Source organism: Bradyrhizobium sp. SZCCHNS30572 (assembly GCF_032484415.1).
Lineage (GTDB): Bacteria > Pseudomonadota > Alphaproteobacteria > Rhizobiales > Xanthobacteraceae > Bradyrhizobium.
On sequence record NZ_JAUESY010000013.1, the window covers coordinates 144,985 to 163,301 of the forward strand.

13 protein-coding genes are annotated in these 18,317 nt (G+C 65.5%); 11 read left to right on the plus strand and 2 right to left on the minus strand.

All coding sequences use genetic code 11. The annotated features are described in order from the left end of the window. Positions 1–7 precede the first annotated feature (7 nt). Positions 8–1,663, minus strand: a complete 1,656-nt coding sequence (locus QX048_RS32765; RefSeq protein WP_315827803.1) for a GspE/PulE family protein — start codon at positions 1,661–1,663, stop codon at positions 8–10. Positions 1,664–1,919: 256 nt separating this feature from the next. On the opposite strand from QX048_RS32765, the gene gspD reads away from it, so the two are divergent. From gspD to QX048_RS32785, 4 genes are all read left to right on the plus strand, one after another. Next, on the plus strand, positions 1,920–4,223 hold the full coding sequence (gene gspD, locus QX048_RS32770; RefSeq protein WP_315827802.1) for a type II secretion system secretin GspD: 2,304 nt from the start codon (positions 1,920–1,922) through the stop codon (positions 4,221–4,223). Beyond that, positions 4,195–4,743: a tetratricopeptide repeat protein gene (locus QX048_RS32775; RefSeq protein WP_315827801.1), complete on the plus strand. Its 549-nt coding sequence runs from the start codon at positions 4,195–4,197 to the stop codon at positions 4,741–4,743. The genes gspD and QX048_RS32775 overlap by 29 nt, the downstream gene beginning before the upstream one ends. A gap of 246 nt (positions 4,744–4,989) precedes the next feature. Beyond that, complete coding sequence (locus QX048_RS32780) at positions 4,990–6,867, plus strand: alkaline phosphatase family protein (protein WP_315827800.1); 1,878 nt, start codon at positions 4,990–4,992, stop codon at positions 6,865–6,867. A 230-nt stretch (positions 6,868–7,097) separates the two neighbouring features. Further along, complete coding sequence (locus QX048_RS32785) at positions 7,098–8,216, plus strand: hypothetical protein (RefSeq protein WP_315827799.1); 1,119 nt, start codon at positions 7,098–7,100, stop codon at positions 8,214–8,216. 79 nt (positions 8,217–8,295) lie between these two features. On the opposite strand, the gene QX048_RS32790 is transcribed toward QX048_RS32785, so the two are convergent. Beyond that, positions 8,296–9,165 carry a ferritin family protein gene (locus QX048_RS32790; protein ID WP_315717461.1) on the minus strand — a complete coding sequence of 290 codons (870 nt, stop codon included), beginning with the start codon at positions 9,163–9,165 and terminating at the stop codon, positions 8,296–8,298. Between the two features lie 209 nt (positions 9,166–9,374). Between QX048_RS32790 and QX048_RS32795 the strand changes: the two genes are divergently transcribed. The 7 genes from QX048_RS32795 to QX048_RS32825 are packed head-to-tail and all read left to right on the plus strand — an operon-like array spanning position 9,375 to position 18,299. Next, entirely contained in the window at positions 9,375–11,675 is a 2,301-nt protein-coding gene (locus tag QX048_RS32795) for a 4Fe-4S binding protein (protein ID WP_315827798.1), read from the plus strand. 10 nt (positions 11,676–11,685) lie between these two features. Further along, positions 11,686–13,611 (plus strand): TAT-dependent nitrous-oxide reductase, encoded by a 1,926-nt coding sequence (gene nosZ / locus QX048_RS32800; protein ID WP_315717460.1) that lies wholly within the window; start codon positions 11,686–11,688, stop codon positions 13,609–13,611. Between the two features lie 3 nt (positions 13,612–13,614). Continuing rightward, positions 13,615–15,006 (plus strand): nitrous oxide reductase family maturation protein NosD, encoded by a 1,392-nt coding sequence (locus tag QX048_RS32805; RefSeq protein ID WP_315827797.1) that lies wholly within the window; start codon positions 13,615–13,617, stop codon positions 15,004–15,006. Next, positions 15,003–15,923, plus strand: coding sequence for an ABC transporter ATP-binding protein (locus QX048_RS32810; RefSeq protein ID WP_315827796.1), 921 nt, complete (start codon positions 15,003–15,005; stop codon positions 15,921–15,923). The genes QX048_RS32805 and QX048_RS32810 overlap by 4 nt, the downstream gene beginning before the upstream one ends. Beyond that, positions 15,920–16,750, plus strand: coding sequence for an ABC transporter permease (locus QX048_RS32815; RefSeq protein ID WP_315717455.1), 831 nt, complete (start codon positions 15,920–15,922; stop codon positions 16,748–16,750). The genes QX048_RS32810 and QX048_RS32815 overlap by 4 nt, the downstream gene beginning before the upstream one ends. Next, positions 16,747–17,304, plus strand: coding sequence for a nitrous oxide reductase accessory protein NosL (locus QX048_RS32820; protein WP_315717454.1), 558 nt, complete (start codon positions 16,747–16,749; stop codon positions 17,302–17,304). The genes QX048_RS32815 and QX048_RS32820 overlap by 4 nt, the downstream gene beginning before the upstream one ends. Continuing rightward, the gene (locus tag QX048_RS32825) at positions 17,301–18,299 is read left to right on the plus strand and encodes an FAD:protein FMN transferase (protein WP_315717453.1); all 999 of its coding nucleotides are present in this window, start codon (positions 17,301–17,303) and stop codon (positions 18,297–18,299) included. The genes QX048_RS32820 and QX048_RS32825 overlap by 4 nt, the downstream gene beginning before the upstream one ends. Positions 18,300–18,317 lie beyond the last annotated feature (18 nt).

Here is an 18,317-nt window from a genome sequence, read left to right on the forward strand (position 1 = left end):
ATCCACCTCACCGCGCAACGAGGACACGAAGCAGCTCGGAGGCCGAGGTGACGCCGGCGCGGCACTTGGCAACGCCGTCGTCCAGCATCGTCGTCATGCCTTCCCGGATCGCCAGCCGATCGATCGCGAGGCCGTCGGCACGATCCGCGATCAGCTCGCGCAGACCGCTGCTCAGCTCGAGCAGTTCGAACACACCAACCCGGCCTCGATAGCCGCTCTGGCCGCATCGCTCGCATCCCCTCGGGTGCCAGGTGATGTCGCCGGGGACGAGGCCAAGATGACCGAGGCGTGGGTCCTGGCGACACGTGTCCTCATCGAGCGGCTTCGGCGTCTTGCAGTGATCGCAGAGCTGGCGCACCAACCGCTGCGCGATCACCGCGCGCAGGGTCGACCGCAACAAGAAGCCTTCGACGCCGAGGTCGAGCAGGCGCGGCACCGCCGCCGCGGCGGTTTCCGTGTGCAGCGTCGTCAGCACCAGATGGCCGGTCAGCGCAGCATGGACAGCGACATGCGCCGTCTCGCTGTCTCGGACTTCGCCGACCATGATGACGTCGGGATCCTGACGCACGAAGGAGCGCAGCGCGCTCGCAAATGTCAGCCCGATCGCCGGCTTGATCTGAGACTGATTGATGCCGGGGATCTCATATTCCACCGGATCCTCGACAGTGAGTATCTTGCGCTCCGGCGTGTTGAGCATGGACAGGATCGTCGCCAGGGTCGTGGTCTTGCCGCTGCCGGTGGGCCCCGTGATCACGATCATGCCGTGCGGCAGCGTGATCAGGCGCCGGAGTGCAGCGTCGTCGCGGGTCGCGAGGCCGAGGCGGCTCGCAACCAGCTGCGAGCGATCCTTCGGCAGGATGCGCAGCACCGCCGATTCCCCGTGCTGGGTCGGCATGACCGCGACGCGGACGTCGATTTCGGCCCGGCCAGCGCGAATGCGCGCCGCGCCGTCCTGCGGCAGGCGCCGCTCGGCGATGTTCAGACCGGCGACGATCTTGATGCGCGAGATCACTGCCTGCGGCAGCACGCCTGAGGGCGCTGCGATCGGACGCAACAGGCCGTCGACACGCAGCCTGACCACGAGGCCGGTCGAGAACGGCTCGATGTGGATGTCGCTGGCGCGCATCTCCACCGCCTTCTCGATCAGATCGTTCACCGCGCGGACGACCGGCGCGCCGCTGGCGAGATCGCGCAGACTTTCGATGTCGTCGTCACGGATCTCCTGTGCCGGCGAGATCTCGGCGTCGTCGGAATCGCCAAGCCGCTGGTCGAGGACGACGGCGATATCCTCATGCGAGGCGACCTTGAAGAGAGTCTGCGGGCCGAGCACCAGTTCGGCGGCCCGGCGCACGGCCTGATCGGTCGGATCGGCCATCGCGAACACGGCGGCGCCGTCAGAATCTTTGTATGGATAGCCGAGCACCTCGCGGAGGAAGCGGTCGGAGAACTCGCTCACCGCGGGGAGTGCCGCCATCAGTTCGCGCAGCGCGACGCGCTGCAGTCCGGTGAAGCCGGCGACCTCCTCCGCGAAAACGTCGGCGGTCAGGCCGAACCTGTCCCAGAGCGCGATCTGCGTTTCGCCCGCAGCTCCGCCTTCGCCCGCCGCCTGGGGATGGCGCTCGCGAAGATAGGCATGAAATTGGGTCGACAGTGTACCGCTCATGGCGTGATCCGGGTGGCGCCCGTGCCGGCCCCAACGTCTCGGCACGCCGCTACTGGTGACCCACGTTATTGATCGCGAACATGACGGCTGTACGAATGCCGGAGGCGCCGACATTTCCGACACACATGCGGCGCAAAGGTCGGGCGGCAGCCGCCAATTATACATAAGTGTCATATTGGACCGCTATGCAGGCTGCGCGGTCTAAACGAGGCGCTGCTGCGTTTCGGCCGGTCAACACGAGTAGATCGGTAAGTCCATGTTTCGTATCGGCAATCGAAGCCAGTCCGCTGCGGTTGTCAGACCTGCCTCGCTGCTGGCGATTGCGGTGCTGCTCGCCTCCTGCAACATGGCAACGCTCAATTCCCAGGCCAGCGCGCCGGCCGATGTCGACGTCATCGACAAGGTGCGCTCGCTCGATATCCTGCCGCGCGACAGTGGACCGGTCGCATCGATCCAGGGACGCCCCGAGGTCGAGCGCGCGAGCGCGCGGACATATCAGGGGACCACGGTTCAGGAGGTCGCCGAGGTCAGGCCGCTTCCGGCGGCCGATGGCAAGGGCTATGACCTCAATTTCGAGAACACGCCGATCGCAGTGGTTGCGAAGGTCGTGATCGGCGACATCCTCGGCGCGGGCTACGCGATCGATCCCCGCGTGCAGGGCAGCGTCAGCCTGGTGTCGGCGCGGCCGGTGCCGAAATCCGACATCCTGTTCGTGCTGGAGAGCGCGCTGCGCCTGTCCGGCGTCGTGCTGGTCCGCGAAGGCGGCGGCTACAAGCTGACCCCGCTCGGCGACGCCATCGGCGCCGGACGCGTCGACGGCGAGGCCGGCCGCGCCGAGCCCGGCTACGGCGTCTCCGTCGTGCCGCTGCAATATGTCGGTGCGCAGACGATCCTCAAGCTGATGGACAGCTTCGCGACTCGCGCCGGCAGCGTGCGCGCCGACACTACCCGGAACTTGCTTCTGATCCAGGGCACAGGAGCCGAGCGACGCTCCGCGATCGAAACGGTGATGAGCTTCGACGTCGACTGGATGCGCGGCCAGTCCGTCGGCATCTTCCCGGTCAGCAATTCGGCGCCAGAGCCTTTGATGGCGGAGCTGGAGAAGATCATGGACTCCGGTGAGAACGGATTGAGCCAGAATCTCGTCAAGCTGCAGGTCGTCAATCGCCTGAACGCGATCATGGTCGTGACGCGCAAGCCAGCGCTGCTGCAGAGCGCGGCAACCTGGATCCGCCGGCTCGATCAGGCCGACTCCGGGCGCACCAGCGTCCACGTCTACCGGGTCCGCTACGGCGACGCGCGCCAGCTCGCCAAGGTGCTCACCGACATGTTCGGCGGCGCCGGCTCGTCCTCCACCGACGGCGCCGACGGCCAGACCGCGCCGGGGTCCGACGGCACGACGACATCGGTCGCCGATCGGCTCTCCTTCAACACAAATGCAGCGGGATCATCGGGTTCGAGCGCCAATCCGACGAGCCGGTCCCAAGCCGGTGGTCTCTCGAGCATGTCATCTTCGAGCACATCGTCCTCCAGCAGTACGCCGTCCTCGACCGGGCTGGAGCCACGCAGCAGTGGTGCTGGCGGAGGCCAGGCCATCATGCCGAATGTCCGGATCACCCCGGACACCGTGAACAACTCGCTGCTCATCTATGCCGACCGCGAGAACTACCGCATCATCTCCAACACGCTGCAGCAGCTCGACCAGCCGGTGCTGCAGGTCGGGATCGACGCCACGATTGCCGAAGTGACGCTCACCAACGAGCTGTCCTACGGCGTGCAGGCCTATCTTTCGAGCAAGGTGCTCGGCCTCGGGACCGACAAAGGATCGATCACCAATACGCAAGCCACGTCGGTCGCCACAGCGACGACATCCGCGGCGACGACGGCCTTGATCAACCGCGCTCTGCCCGGCTTCAACTTCCTGATCGGACACGACGCCTCGCCCAACATGATCCTCGACGCACTCCATACCGTCACCAGCGTCAAGGTGCTCTCCAATCCCTCGCTGGTCGTGATCAACAACCAGACCGCCACCCTGCAGGTCGGCGACGTCGTGCCGGTATCGACCGGCAGCGCGACCGTACTGTCGTCGAGCAATACTGTCGTCAACACCATCGACTATCGCAACACCGGCATCATCCTGCGCGTCGTGCCGCGCATCGCCGCCAACGGCAATGTGCGGCTCGAGGTCGAGCAGGAGATCAGCAACGTCGCGGCCCAGACCGCCGCGAGTCTCACGCCGACGGTGTCGCAGCGCAAGGTCAAGAGCGCCATCTCGGTCGCCAACGGCCAGACCGTGCTGCTGGCGGGCCTGATCAGCGAGCAGCAGACCGGCAATCGCAACGGCATTCCGGCCTTCGACGAGATTCCGGTTCTTGGCGACGCGTTCTCGCATCAGGGCAAGAAGGGTACGCGCACCGAGCTCATCATCTTCATCCGGCCGCAGATCATCCGCGACGGCAGCGATGCGCATCAGGTGGCAGAAGAACTCCGTTCCAAGCTCCGCGGATCAGTCGGAGCGAGCATCACGGATGATTTGCGTGTCCGCACCACCCGTTGACCCCAGCCAAGTGATCCGGCCGACGATGGGGCGCCTCACCATCGCCTGCACCGCAGCCATCCTGCTGCTCGGAGCACTCGCCTCGCCCGTTCGCGCCGATTCGGTCAGCACCGCACGCATCGCCTATGCGCGCGGCGACTTCGTCCGCGCCGTGCGCATGCTGACCCCGCCTGCCCTGCGCGGCGATCCACGCGCTCAGGCGATGCTCGGCTTCATGTATGAAAACGGCTTTGGAACCCCGCAGGCCTACGAGGTCGCGAGCGATCTCTATTGTCAGGCCGCCGCAGCCGGCAATCCGTTCGGCCAAGCGATGCTCGGCCTGATGTACGACAAGGGTCATGGCGTTCCACAGGACGTCGTGCTCGCCTACAAATGGCTGAACCTTGCTGCCGGACATGCCAAGTCGACCCAGCGCAGCTACTTCCTGCGGCTTCGCAACGCCGTCGCATCCAAAATGTCGGCCAGCCAGATCGCGCAAGGCCAAGCCCTCGCGCTGAGCTGGGTGCCCGGCCAGCTCTGACCAGTATCACCGGTCCATAGCCCGGCGAGCGCTGGCTCCCGACAGCAATGGAGTCAAGCTCCTGGCGGCACACGCGCTGCCAAGCTGGTGCTGTGACGTGCGTGTCCAGTATCCGCGCTGCTCGGCGCATTTCACAAAACCGAAGCAAGACCGACACCACGTTGCAATTTGTTGCCGCGATAGATCGTCGCAGGCAAGCGGCCATCAGCATGCGCGCGCCACCACCCTCCTCCGTCCGGAGATCTCATGACCAGAACAGTCACACGGTCCAAGGCGCTCGCCCTTGCGACCACCGCCGTCTTCACCGCGACCAGCGTCGCGCCGGCCTTCGCCGAACCGGCGACGAGTACGCCGATCGAGCACGTCATCATCATCGTCGGCGAGAACCACACCTTCGACAATCTGTTCGGCACCTACAAGCCGAAGGCGGGTCAGACGATCGACAATCTGCTCAGCAAGGGCATCGTCAACGAAGACGGCACGCCGGGCCGGCATTTCAAGAAGGCGGAGCAGCGGATCGGCCGCGACGAGGTTCGCTACACTGCCGAGACCGCGTCCACCGGCGCCTATGCGACACTGCCGCAGCCCTACACCACCTACGGGATCGGCCTGCCGCAGAACGTCCTCGACACCCGCTTCCCGGCCAATCTTCCCAACGGCCCGTACCAGATTTCGAAATACGTCTCCTATGCGGCCTACACCGGAGATCCAGTGCACCGCTTCTTCCAGATGTGGCAGGACATCGACGGCGGCAAGCACGACAAATTCGTGTGGGTCGAGCAGACCATCGGCACCGGCTCGAACGGTCAGCCCTATCCGGCCGGCGGGTTCAACCCGATGGAAGGCGCCATCTCGATGGGCTTCTACAATATGAACCCGTTCACCGACGCCGCCGGCAAGGCCCAGCCCGGTGACGCAGCGTTCTTCAAGCAGCTCGCCGACGAGTATGCGATCAGCGACAACTATCATCAGGCGATCATGGGCGGCACCGGAGCCAACTTCCAGGCGCTCGTGACCGGCCACGCCGCGTTCTTCACCAATCCCGAGACGCTGAACGGCGCCCCCGCCGTGCCCTACGCCAACCAGATCGAGAATCCGGATCCGGTTCCCGGCACCAACAACTACTACAAGCAGGACGGTTACAGCGGCGGCTCCTACGTCAATTGCTCGGACCCCAGCGCGCCCGGCGTCGCCGCCGTCAACGAGCAGCTTTTCAAGAACGGCGTCTATAGCAACAACTGCGCGCCGAACCACTATTATCTCGTCAACAACTACAGCATGTTCTGGAACCAGACCAGCGCCAAGCCGAATGCCCTCGGCTCGGACAAATTCGTGCTGCCGCCGCAGAGCGCGCCGACCATCGCCGACGTGATGACCGCAAAAGGCGTGTCCTGGAAATACTACAGCGCCGACCGCGGTGACGATGCCACCACCTTCGCCAAGAGCGTCGACGGTGTGCCGCTGCTGTTCCACTCCTATTGCGGCATCTGCGACCCGCTCACCGGCTTCAACAACATCATGAAGAACCCCGCCGAGGAAGCCAAGCTGCAGAACTACGGCGCCTTCGTGAAGGACGTGCAGAACAACACGCTGCCCGCAGTGTCATTCGTGCGTCCGTTCGAGGCGCTCGCCGGGCATCCCGCCGATTCGACCACCGACCTCTACGAAAAATTCCTCGAGGCCCTGATCAATCGCGTCAAGGCCAACCCGCAGCTCTGGGCCAAGACCGCGATCTTCATCACGACGGACGAGGGCGGTGGCTACTATGACTCCGGCTATGTCCAGCCGGTGGACTTCCTCGGCGACGGCACCCGCATTCCCTTCATCCTGGTCTCGCCGCTGGCCAAGAAGGGTCATGTCGACCACACCTATTACGATCACGTCTCGCTGCTGAAATTCATCGAGCGCAACTGGCGGCTGCCCACGATCTCCGCCGTCAGCCGCGACCGACTCCCCAATCCGATCCATGACCGGGACGACAACCGCTATGTGCCGAAGAACCGTCCTGCGATCGGCGACCTGATGAATCTGTTCGCCTTCGGCGATAACGATGGCGATCACGATCACGACGGCGGCTGGCATCATCACGACCACGGTGAGCACGGATACGGCGACGACCGCTGATCGACCGGGAGTCTGCCGCTGTCAAGAACAGCCCGCCGCACACGTTGCGGCGGGCCATCTGCGCATTGTGCGCGGCGACGACATTGATGGTGCACCGAATTGCAACATCGTGACGCCGTCAGCGGATTGTCAGCCGATCGTCACGCCCCCGTTATCGAGCCTCCGCATCGTCCCGCCGCCGCTTGAACGAAGCGGCGCGGTGCAACCGAGGTCTTGGGGGATCTTGCAGAATGTCACTTCGATCATCTTTCAAATCTGCCTTTCATGAATTGCTCGCATTGTCCGTCACGGTGTCTTTGCTGGCGTTTTCCGCTGCCGCGCCGAGCCTTGCGCACGACCATGGCTTCGACGACGATGACGACAGCTACGCCATCGGCCTGTGGGGCGACCTGCCCTACTCCACGCTGCAGGCCACCGTCGGCGTCCCCAACCTGATCGCCGACATGAACGCCCATCGACTGAAATTTACGGCGCACGATGGCGACCTGAAGCAGGGCTCCAATTCCGCCTGCGACGCCGGCCTCTACGCCCAGGCGCTCGCTTTCTTCAATAGCCTCGAGGCGCCCGCGATGTTCACCCCGGGCGACAATGACTGGGTCGATTGCGATCGCCCCTCGAATGGCGGCTTCAACTCGCGCGACCGGCTCGATTACGAGCGCAAGGTGTTCTTCTCGACGCCGTTTTCGCTCGGCCAGCGCAAGCTGCGCCAGGAGGTGCAGACCGATCCGCTGTGTCTGAGCGCCAACGGCACCAAGGTCGGCTGCGTCGAGAATCGCCGCTGGACCGTTGGCCGGGTCACCTACGCGACCCTCAACATCCAGGGATCCTGCAACAATCTCTGCGACACAAATCCCGATCCGGACGAATACAACGCGCGCAACGCGGCCGTGATTCTGTGGATGCAACAGACCTTCGCGGAAGCCAAGAGGCGCAACTCCGCCGCGGTGATGTTCATCACCCAGGGCAACCCGGGCTGGGACCAGGCCGATCCGACGCGCGCGCCGCTGCGCGATCCCAGGACGCTCGCCGAAACCGACGGGCAGCCCGATGGCTTCGTCAGCTTTCTGACCGCCTTGCGCACCGAAGTCGAGGCGTTCCGCAAGCCGGTCGCCTACGTCCACGGCGATTCCCATTACTTCCGGATCGACCAGCCCTTCCTCAACAGTGCCGGCCAGCGGCTTGAGAACTTCGTTCGCGTCGAAACGTTCGGCGACAATCAGGGCAACGGCAACAACGACGTGCGCTGGCTCAAGGTGACCGTCGATCCGCGCAGTCGCGACGTGTTCTCCTTCCAGCCCGTCACGGTGCCAGCGAACCGCACCGCCGTGCCGGCGCCGACCCGCAACTGAGCCTCATGATGATCGGGTCGTCCAGCTTGGCTGGGCGACCCTTGTCTTTCGCCTCTTTCGCGGAGTTCTGGAGTCGGACTCAACCGAGCGACCGCAGCCAGGCCAGCCGGGCGATCGCCTGCGACGCCAGCCGCTGCATCAGATCGAGCCGGTCCGGTTCGGTCGCTCGCTCCGCATGCTCCAGATACGCGTCCGCGAGCGCCTCCGCCAGCACGGCTGCATCGGCTTGCGCGAGCCCAGCCGGCAGGCGCAACAGGTCCGCAACCTCCGATGCCATTGCCGCGGCTTCCTGCGCAAGCTCGCGCACGCGATCCGCCGGGCGGCCAGCGGCGCGCACAGCCATCGCGTCGAGCAACTCGGCGAGTCGACGCTCCAGCCGGCCGGCGTCGATCGTGCCGGCGTCCGACGCCACCGACGCCGCGCGCCTGGCGTCGGTCTCAAGATGATAGGCACGGCGCCGCTCCTTGCGCAGCGTCGCGACATGACCGAGTTCCTCTCGCGCCATCGCCTCGGACGCCCTCTTGACCTCGGGATCATCGGCAAATGCCGCAAGATAGGACCAGAACGCAAAGGCCCGCTCCTCGTTGCGCACCGCCATCGACAGCGCGCGGTACGGCGTCATCAGCCGCGAGTCCTGGATTTCGCGTGCCACGCCGGGCTCAAAGGTCTCCGGTGGTTGCCAGCGCACCAGCGACGCATCGGGGGCACGCCCCGTTCGCGCTTGCGACCATTGCGCGACACTGTCGACATGCTCGCGCTCGGCCGCGGCCAGCCTCGCGAAGACAGCGGCCAGATCGAGCCGGCCTTGACGCTGCATCTCTCCGGACAGCTCGTCGTAGCGATCGGCCGCCTCCTGCTCCATCGCATTGGCGAGCGCGAACAGCTCGTCGATCGAATGCAGGTTCCCGGCCGGTTCCGACTTGAGCGAGAGCGTGCGTGTCAACAACATATGATGGTCCGCCTGATTGTCCTGGCTTGTTTGATCCAGCGCAACGTCCGTCGGATTGCGACCCACTAGACAACCGGCACGATAAGGAGTCAATTTAGCCTGGCTCTATTTGCTCAGGGATTGTCAATGGCGACGATCCTTCCTTCCCCGAAACAGTCCTGACTGGAATACGGCCCCTTCGCGGGCCGTCCGTTCCGCTTGAGGTGATCATGGTTGCGAGTGATGTCGCCACCAATCGGTGGCGCATGCCTGCTATCCTGGTAGCAATCCTCATCGGGCTCTGCGCGATCGCGGCCCCGCGCGCAGCACATGCGGCCGGCGATCTCGCAACCTACCTCTCGAAGATCACGCCGGGTGAGCTGTTCCCGGATGCGGATCGTTTCGGCGAGCCGCAAGGCGAGCCGCCGATCATGCCGGTGTATCGCGGCGATCAGCTCAAGGGTTACGTCTATCTCAACTCCGATTTCGCCAATTCCGTCGGCTATTCGGGCAAGCCGATCCACATCCTCGTCGGCATCGATCCCAAGGGCGTCATCTCCGGGCTGAAGCTGGTCGATCACAAAGAGCCGATCGTGCTGATCGGCATTCCCCAGCCACGCATCGTTGCCGCACTCAACGGCCTGCTCGGCAAGGACATGATGCCGATTGCGCAAGGCGCGGAACATGCGCCGCAGGCCGACATCGTCTCAGGTGCCACGGTCACCGTGCTGGTGATGCACGACAGCATCGTGCGCGCCGCCACGCGCCTGATCCGCAGCGGCCGCATCGGCGCCGGCTCAGCGGCGACCGCCGCCGCAGCGCAGCCCGGCGTGACCAAGACGGTCGATCCCGACAAGAGCGAGATCCGCGACTGGAGCAGTCTGCTCGGCGACGGCTCGGTGCGGCGCCTGCATCTCAGCATCGGCGACGTCAACGACGCGTTCGCCAAGTCGGGCAATGCGGCGGCCGCGCAGAATCCGGAGCCCGGCGATGCCGGCGACACCTTCATCGATCTCTATGTGGCCATGGCCAGCGTGCCCACGATCGGCCGCAGCCTGCTCGGCGACGAGGGCTATCAGCGACTCAAGCAGCGATTGCAGCCCGGACAGCAGGCGATCGTCGTCGCCGGCGACGGCGTCTACTCGTTCAAGGGCTCCGCTTATGTCCGAGGCGGCATCTTCGACCGTATCGAGGTGCTGCAGGAGGGCGGAAGCACACGGTTCCGCGACAAGAACCACATGCGACTCGGTGCGCTGACCGCCGCCGGCGCCCCTGCCCTGCGCGAGATCGGACTGTTCATCACGCCGCCCGAATTCACGCTCGACCCGACCGAGCCATGGCAGCTCCAGCTCCTGGTGCAACGAAGCACAGGCAGCCACGACAAGGCGTTCCTGACATTCGATGTCGACTACACGGTGCCCGACGCCTACTTGAAGCAGCAGACGCGCCCCGCTGTGTCGGCAGCGAAGGCGACGTCCGCGCGTCCCGCCCCGACCACGGCGCAACCGGTCGCCGACGACACCGAGGAGCCGTTATGGATGCGCATCTGGCGCTCGCAGACGGTCTCCATCGGCATCACCGCGCTGGCGCTGGCCGCGCTCACAGGGATCTTCTTCTTCCAGAACGTTCTGGTGCGCCGTCCCCGGCTCTACACCTGGGTGCGCCGCGCCTATCTGCTGTTCGTGCTGGTCTGGCTCGGCTGGTACGCCAACGCCCAGCTCTCGGTCGTCAACGTCGTCACCTTCGTCAACGCGCTGCTGACCGGCTTCCATTGGGAGTTCTTCCTCGCGGCGCCCTTGATCTTCATCCTGTGGGCGGCAACGGCGGCTGGACTGCTGTTCTGGGGCCGCGGGCCGTTCTGCGGCTGGCTCTGTCCGTTCGGCGCGCTGCAGGAGCTGACCAACACAGTGGCAAAATGGCTCAAGGTGCCGCAGATCACGGTGCCCTGGGGGCTGCATGAGCGGCTGTGGCCGATCAAATACATCATCTTCCTCGGCCTGTTCGGGCTGTCGCTGTATTCGGTCGCGCTCGCCGAGCAGGTCGCGGAGGTCGAGCCGTTCAAGACCGCGATCATCCTGAAATTCTCGCGCAGCTGGCCGTTCGTGCTGTATGCCGCGGCGCTGCTCGGCATCGGCCTGTTCATCGAACGCTTCTTCTGCCGCTATCTCTGCCCGCTGGGCGCCGCGCTGGCGATTCCCGGACGCATCCGCACCTTCGAATGGCTGCGTCGCTGGAAGGAGTGCGGCTCGCCCTGCCAGCGCTGTGCCAAGGAATGTCCGGTGCAGTCGATCCATCCCGAGGGACACATCAACGTCAATGAATGCATCTACTGCATGCATTGCCAGGAGCTCTACTACGACGATCAGCGCTGTCCGCACATGATCCAGGTCCGGCTCAAGCGCGAGAAGTTCGAGGCGATGTCATCGCCGTCGATGCGCGCCGGCAAGGCCGGTCCGAAGACCGTGATCACCCATGCCGGTCGGCCGACAACGGCGCCGGCTCAATCCGACGATCTCACTCATCCATCATAAGGAGACGACGATGGCGCACGACGACGACCAGACGAAACTCAGCCGCCGACAAATCGTCGGCACCGCCGCGCTCGGCGCGGCCGGCGTGGCCGGCAGCATCGGCCTCGGCAAGAGCGTCGAGACCACGCCGGCCGCCGCACAATCGCGACCGGCGCAAGGCGCCGGCAAGGCGGAGGTCGCGCCCGGCCAGCTCGACGAGTACTATGTATTCTTCTCCAGCGGCCAGACCGGCGAGTTGCGGATCGTGGGCATGCCCTCGATGCGCGAGCTGATGCGCATTCCGGTCTTCAACCGGTGCAGCGCCACCGGCTGGGGCCAGACCAACGAGAGCCGCAAGATCATGACCGAGGGGCTGCTGCCCGAGACGCGCGAACGGCTCAAGGACCGGCTCGGCATCTGGATGAACGGCGACTGCCACCATCCGCACATGTCGTTCACCAACGGCACATATGACGGCCGCTACATCTTCATCAACGACAAGGCCAACACCCGGCTCGCCCGCATTCGCACCGACGTGATGAAATGCGACAAGATCATCGAGCTGCCGAACCAGTACACCATCCACGGCATGCGTCCGCAGAAGTTCCCGCGCACCGGTTACGTTTTCTGCAACGGCGAATATGAGGTGCCGCTGCCGAACGACGGCAAGGTGCTCGACGACAAGTCGAAATACTGGTCGATGTTCTCGGCCGTCGACGGCGACACCATGAAGGTCGCCTGGCAGGTGATCGTCGACGGCAATCTCGACAACACCGACTGCGACTACCAGGGCAAATATGCGTTCTCGACCTGCTACAACTCTGAGAAGGGCGTCACCCTGGCCGAGATGACGGCAAGCGAACAGGACTGGGTCACGATCTTCAACATCAAGCGCATCGAGGAGGCCGTCAAGAAGGGCGACTTCAAGGAGATGAACGGCGTTCCCGTGATCGACGGCCGCAAAGGATCGCCTTACACGCGCTACGTGCCGGTCTCCAACAGTCCGCATGGCCTCAACACGGCCCCCGATGGCATCCACGTCGTCGCCAATGGCAAGCTGGCGCCGACGGTCACGGTGATCGACGTCCGCCTGATCGACAACCTGTTCGACGACAAGATCAAGCCGCGCGACGTCGTCGTGGCCGAGCCGGAGCTCGGCCTCGGGCCGCTGCACACCGCCTTCGACGGCCGGGGCAACGCCTACACCACGCTGTTCCTTGACAGCCAGGTCTGCAAATGGAGCCTCGATCTCGCCAAGCGCGCCTTCAAGGGCGAGAAGGTCAACCCCATCATCCAGAAGCTCGACGTCCACTATCAGCCGGGCCACAACCACGCCTCGATGGGCGAGACCAAGGAAGCCGACGGCAAATGGCTGCTGTCGCTGAACAAGTTCTCCAAGGATCGCTTCCTGAATGTCGGCCCGCTCAAGCCGGAGAACGACCAGCTGATCGACATCTCCGGCGACAAGATGGAGCTGGTGCATGACGGCCCGAGCTTCGCTGAGCCGCATGACGCCGTGATCGTGCACCGCTCCAAGCTCGAGGGCCGCGTGACCTCGATCTGGAAGCGCGACGACCCGTTCTTTGCCGACGCCCGCAAGCAGGCCGCAGCCGACGGCGTCACGCTGGAGAGCGACGCCAAGGTGATCCGCGACGGCAACAAGGTGCGCGTCTATATGTGGTCCAGCGCGCCCGCCTACGCGCTCGAGAAGTTCGAGGTCAAGCAGGGCGACGAGGTGACGGTCTATGTCACCAACATCGACGACGTCGAGGATCTGGTGCACGGCTTCTGCATCGTCAACTACGGCGTCAACATGGAGATCGATCCGCAGCAGACCTCGTCGGTGACGTTCATCGCCGACAAGCCCGGCGTGTACTGGTATTTCTGCACATGGTTCTGCCACGCCATGCACATGGAAATGCGCGGACGCATGCTGGTCTCGCCGCGGAACGCGTGAGCGATGCGGCGCATGCGCCATATCAAGACTCTGGGGCTGGCGGCGCTTGTCGTCGCCGGCCTGCCCTTCCGCGCCCAGGCGGCGACTCTGCAGGTCGGAGCTGAAACCACCGACCTGCAGGCCCTGCTCGACCGCGCCGCCGACGGCGACGAGATCGCGCTGGCCGCAGGCACCTATCACGGGCCGCTGCGGATCACCCGTCGCCTGACACTGACCGGCGCGCATGGCGCCGTGATCACCGGCGACGGCCGTGGGAGCGTCATCACCGTGGCGGCGCCGGGCACCGTCATTCGCGGCCTCGCTATCAACGGATCCGGCCGCGCGCTGGAGCAGATGGATTCCGGCATCTTCGTCGACCAGGCCGCGCACGACGCAGTGATCGAGAACAACCGGATCGAGGGCAATCTGTTCGGCATCTATCTGCACGGATCAGCCAACGCCATGGTCCGTCACAACAGCATCATCGGCCTGCGCGCGACGCGCGGCGGCGTCACCGGCAACGGCGTCTCCGTCTGGAACGCGCCGGGCGCCAAGGTGATCGACAACCAATTCCGGTACGGCCGCGATGGCGTGTTCGCCATCACCAGCCGCAACAACGTCTTCAGCGGCAATCGCTTCAGCGACCTGCGCTTCGCGGTCCACTTCATGTACACCAACGACAGCGAAATCTCCGGCAACGTCTCGACCCGCAACATCATCGGCTATGCGATGATGTTCTCCAAGGCGCTCGTCGTGAGGGATAACGTCTCGGATCACGACCGCGACCGCGGCTTGCTGTTCAACGCGGCCAACGGCTCGCAGATCGCCGGCAACAGCGTGATCGGTGGGCTGCAGCCGGCAGAGCGCTGGGCCACCGCGGAGAACCGCGGCACCGACGAAGGCGTGCCGCAGGCCGATGCGAGCACGGCCACGCCGACCGCCGGCGCCCGTCCCGGTCCCGAGAAATGCGTGTTCATCTACAACACCAACAACAACCATATCACTGACAACTGGTTCGAAGGGTGCGAGATCGGCGTTCACTTTACCGCCGGCTCCGAGGGCAACGACATCAGGGGCAATGCCTTCGTCAACAATGCCAGCCAGATCAAGTATGTCGGCACCCGCCATCTCGACTGGTCGAAAGACGGCCGCGGCAATTATTGGAGCGACAACCCGGGCTTCGACCTCAACGGCGACGGCGTTGCCGACACCGCCTACCGGCCGAATGATCTGATCGACCGCGTGCTGTGGACCGCGCCGGCCGCCAAGGTCCTGATCAACAGTCCGGCCGTGCAGGTGATCCGCTGGGCACAGGCGCAGTTCCCGGCGATCCTGCCCGGCGGCGTGGTCGACAGCCATCCGCTGATGTCGCCACCGCCGGCGCGCCGCACTGCCGCTAGGAGCAGCGCCCGATGAGCGCGACCGTCCATATCGCCGACGTGATCAAGCACTACGGCAAGGTCGAAGCCGTCAAGGGCGTGTCGTTCGATCTCGCGGCCGGGGAGATGGTGGCCCTGATCGGCCACAACGGCGCCGGCAAGACCACGCTGATGAAGATGATGCTCGGCCTGATCCGACCGACCAAGGGCGCGATCGCGCTGCTCGGCGAAAACCCGGCCGCGGGCGAGTTCTCCTCGCGGCGTCGGCTCGGCTATCTGCCGGAGAACGTCGCCTTCGATGCCGCGCTCACCGGCCGCGAGACGCAGAGCTTCTACGCCCGCCTCAAGCGCGAGCCTGTGAAGGGCGCGCTGGCGCTGCTCGATGTCGTCGGGCTGGGCGACGCTGCCGGACGCCGCGTCAATACCTACTCGAAGGGCATGCGCCAGCGCCTCGGCTTGGCACAGGCGCTGATCGGCCGGCCACGCGTGCTGCTGCTGGACGAGCCGACCACCGGTCTCGATCCCGAGCTGCGCCAGACGTTCTACGAGGTGATCCAGAAGCTCGCCGCCGAGGGCACGACGGTGCTGCTGTCATCGCATGCGCTGACCGAGCTGGAGGAGCGGGCCGGCCGTGTCATCATCATGAACAAGGGACTCAAGGTCGCCGACGGCACGCTCGACGAGTTGCGCCGCCTCGCGCGACTGCCGACCCGGATCCGGGTCAAGGTCGCTGAGCTGCCGCCATCCGGCCGGCCCTCCTGGCTGCCGGAGGCGACCTCCTATCGTCGGGTCAATGGCCACATCGTCGAGATCGACGCAGCGCCGGACGAGAAGATCGCTCTGCTGCGCCGTGCGACGGCCGACGGCACCGCCGTGCAGGATCTCGAGCTCATTCCACCCAGTCTCGACGAGCTCTACGCGCATTTCCTGCGCCACGCGGAGCGTTCGCAATGAATGCCGTGATCACCATCGCCGCGAAGGAAATCCAGCAGGCGATCCGCAACCGCTGGGTGCTGGCGTCGACCCTGCTGCTGGCAGGGCTCGCGCTGTCGCTGACCTTTCTCGGCAGCGCACCGACCGGCACCGTGGGCGCGCGCGCGCTCGACGTCGTCATCGTCAGCCTGTCGAGCCTGACCATCTTCCTGATCCCGCTGATCGCGCTTCTGATCTCGCACGACGCCATCGTCGGAGACATGGAGCGCGGCACCATGCTGCTGCTGCTCAGCTATCCCGTGGCGCGCTGGCAGGTGCTGCTCGGCAAGTTCCTCGGTCATCTCGCGGTGCTCGCCTTCGCGACCTGCCTCGGCTATGGCGCCGCTGCCGTAGCGCTGCTGATCGCCGGCAGTCACTTCGACAGTGACGGGCTCGCGGCCTTCGCCGCGATGATCGGCTCCTCCGTTCTGCTTGGCGCGGTGTTCGTCGCGATCGGCTATCTCGTCAGTGCAGTGGTGCGCGACCGCGGCACCGCAGCGGGGGTCAGCATCGGCCTGTGGCTCGTGCTCGTCCTGATCTACGACATGGCGCTGCTCGGCCTTCTCGTGATCGATCAGGGCCGCAACGTTTCCGGCGGCGTGCTCAGCGCGCTGCTGCTGCTCAACCCGACCGACGCCTACCGGCTGTTCAACCTGACCGGCTTCGCCAATGTCAGCCTGTTCTCCGGCATGGCCGGGCTCGCCGGCAGCAGCACGCTGTCGGTGCAGGTGTTGCTCACAGCGCTGGTGCTTTGGACGTTGGTGCCGCTCGCCGGCGCCGCGCTGGCCTTCTCCCGGAGGGAGCTATGAAACGCCTCGCTTTCGCCGGCTTGCTCATCGCCGCCTTTGCGCTTGCCGCCTGCAACGACAGGCAGGCGGCCGCGCCGCCGCCGCCGATCAAGCTGACGGCGGAGGCGATCGGGCATTATTGCGGCATGAATCTGCTCGAGCATTCTGGCCCCAAGGGACAGATCTTCGCCGCCAGCCTGATCGAACCGGTCTGGTTCTCCTCCGCGCGTGACGCCATCGCCTTCACGATGCTGCCCGACGAGCCCAAGGACATCCAGGCGATCTACGTCTCCGACATGGGCAAAGCCGCGAGCTGGGACAATCCGGGCGCCGACAATTGGGTCGAGGCGCGCAAGGCGGTGTTCGTGATCGGCAGCCGGGTCAGGAGCGGCATGGGCAGCGACGAGGCGGTGCCGTTCTCGGATCGGACCGCGGCCGAGCGGTTCGCTGCCGAGCACGGCGGCCGCATCGTCGGCTTCACCGAGGTGCCCCGCGACTACGTGCTGAGCTCCGCCGACGACAACGCCGGTCTGGCCGAGCCGGGTTCGAAGCAAACCACGGGAGTCCAGCGATGACACTTTACCTCTCGCGCCGGCGCTTCATCCGCATCAGCGCCGCATTGGCGGGTCTCGCGGTTGCTCCTTCCTGGGCGCAGGCGGCCGACAGCACAAGCGGATCGGTCGAATGGCGCGGCACGCTGCTCGGCGCCGTCGCCACGATCAAGCTTCATCACCGCGACCGGCAGGAAGCCGAACGGCTGATCACGGTGTCGATCGGCGAAGCCCGGCGGCTCGAGCGCCTGTTCAGCCTGTATCTGGAGCAATCGGCGCTGGTGACGCTGAACCGCACCGGTGTGCTGGTGGACCCCGCGCCCGAGCTGGTCGACATCCTCACACGCTCGCAGCGCTACGCCGCGATGACCGACGGCCGCTTCGACCCGACGGTGCAACCGCTGTGGACGCTCTATGCCGATCATTTTTCGCGCCCGCATGCCAATCCCGACGGGCCGCCGCAAGCGGCCGTGCAAGAGGCGCTGGCGCGGGTCGGCCATCAGCGGCTCAGCGTCAGCCGCGATCGCATCGTCATGCCGCGCGGCATGGCGCTCACCCTCAATGGCATCGCGCAGGGCTATGTCACGGACCGGATCGTCGAGCTCCTGCGCAGCGAGGGCGTGCAGCACAGCCTGGTCGACATGGGCGAAGCCCGCGCCATCGGCGCACGGCCGGATGCACGGCCCTGGGAGATCGCAATCGCCGATCCGGACATTCCCGACCGGACCGCTGCACTGCTTCCGATCATCGATCGCGCCGTATCGACATCGGGCGCCTATGGCTTCCGCTTCGATCCGCGAGGCCGCTTCAATCATCTGTTCGATCCGCACGACGGCGGCTGTGCGCAGCGCTATCGCAGCGTGACCACGGTCGCCGGCAATGCAACGGCGGCAGACGCGCTCTCGACCGCCTTCAGCCTGATGTCGGAGCCTGAGATTCGTGCCCTGCTGCCCCGCACCGAGGTCGAACGTGTTCACCTGATCGACGCGACCGGAGCGACAGTCGAGCTTGTCGCTTGAATTCGCGGCCGAATCAGT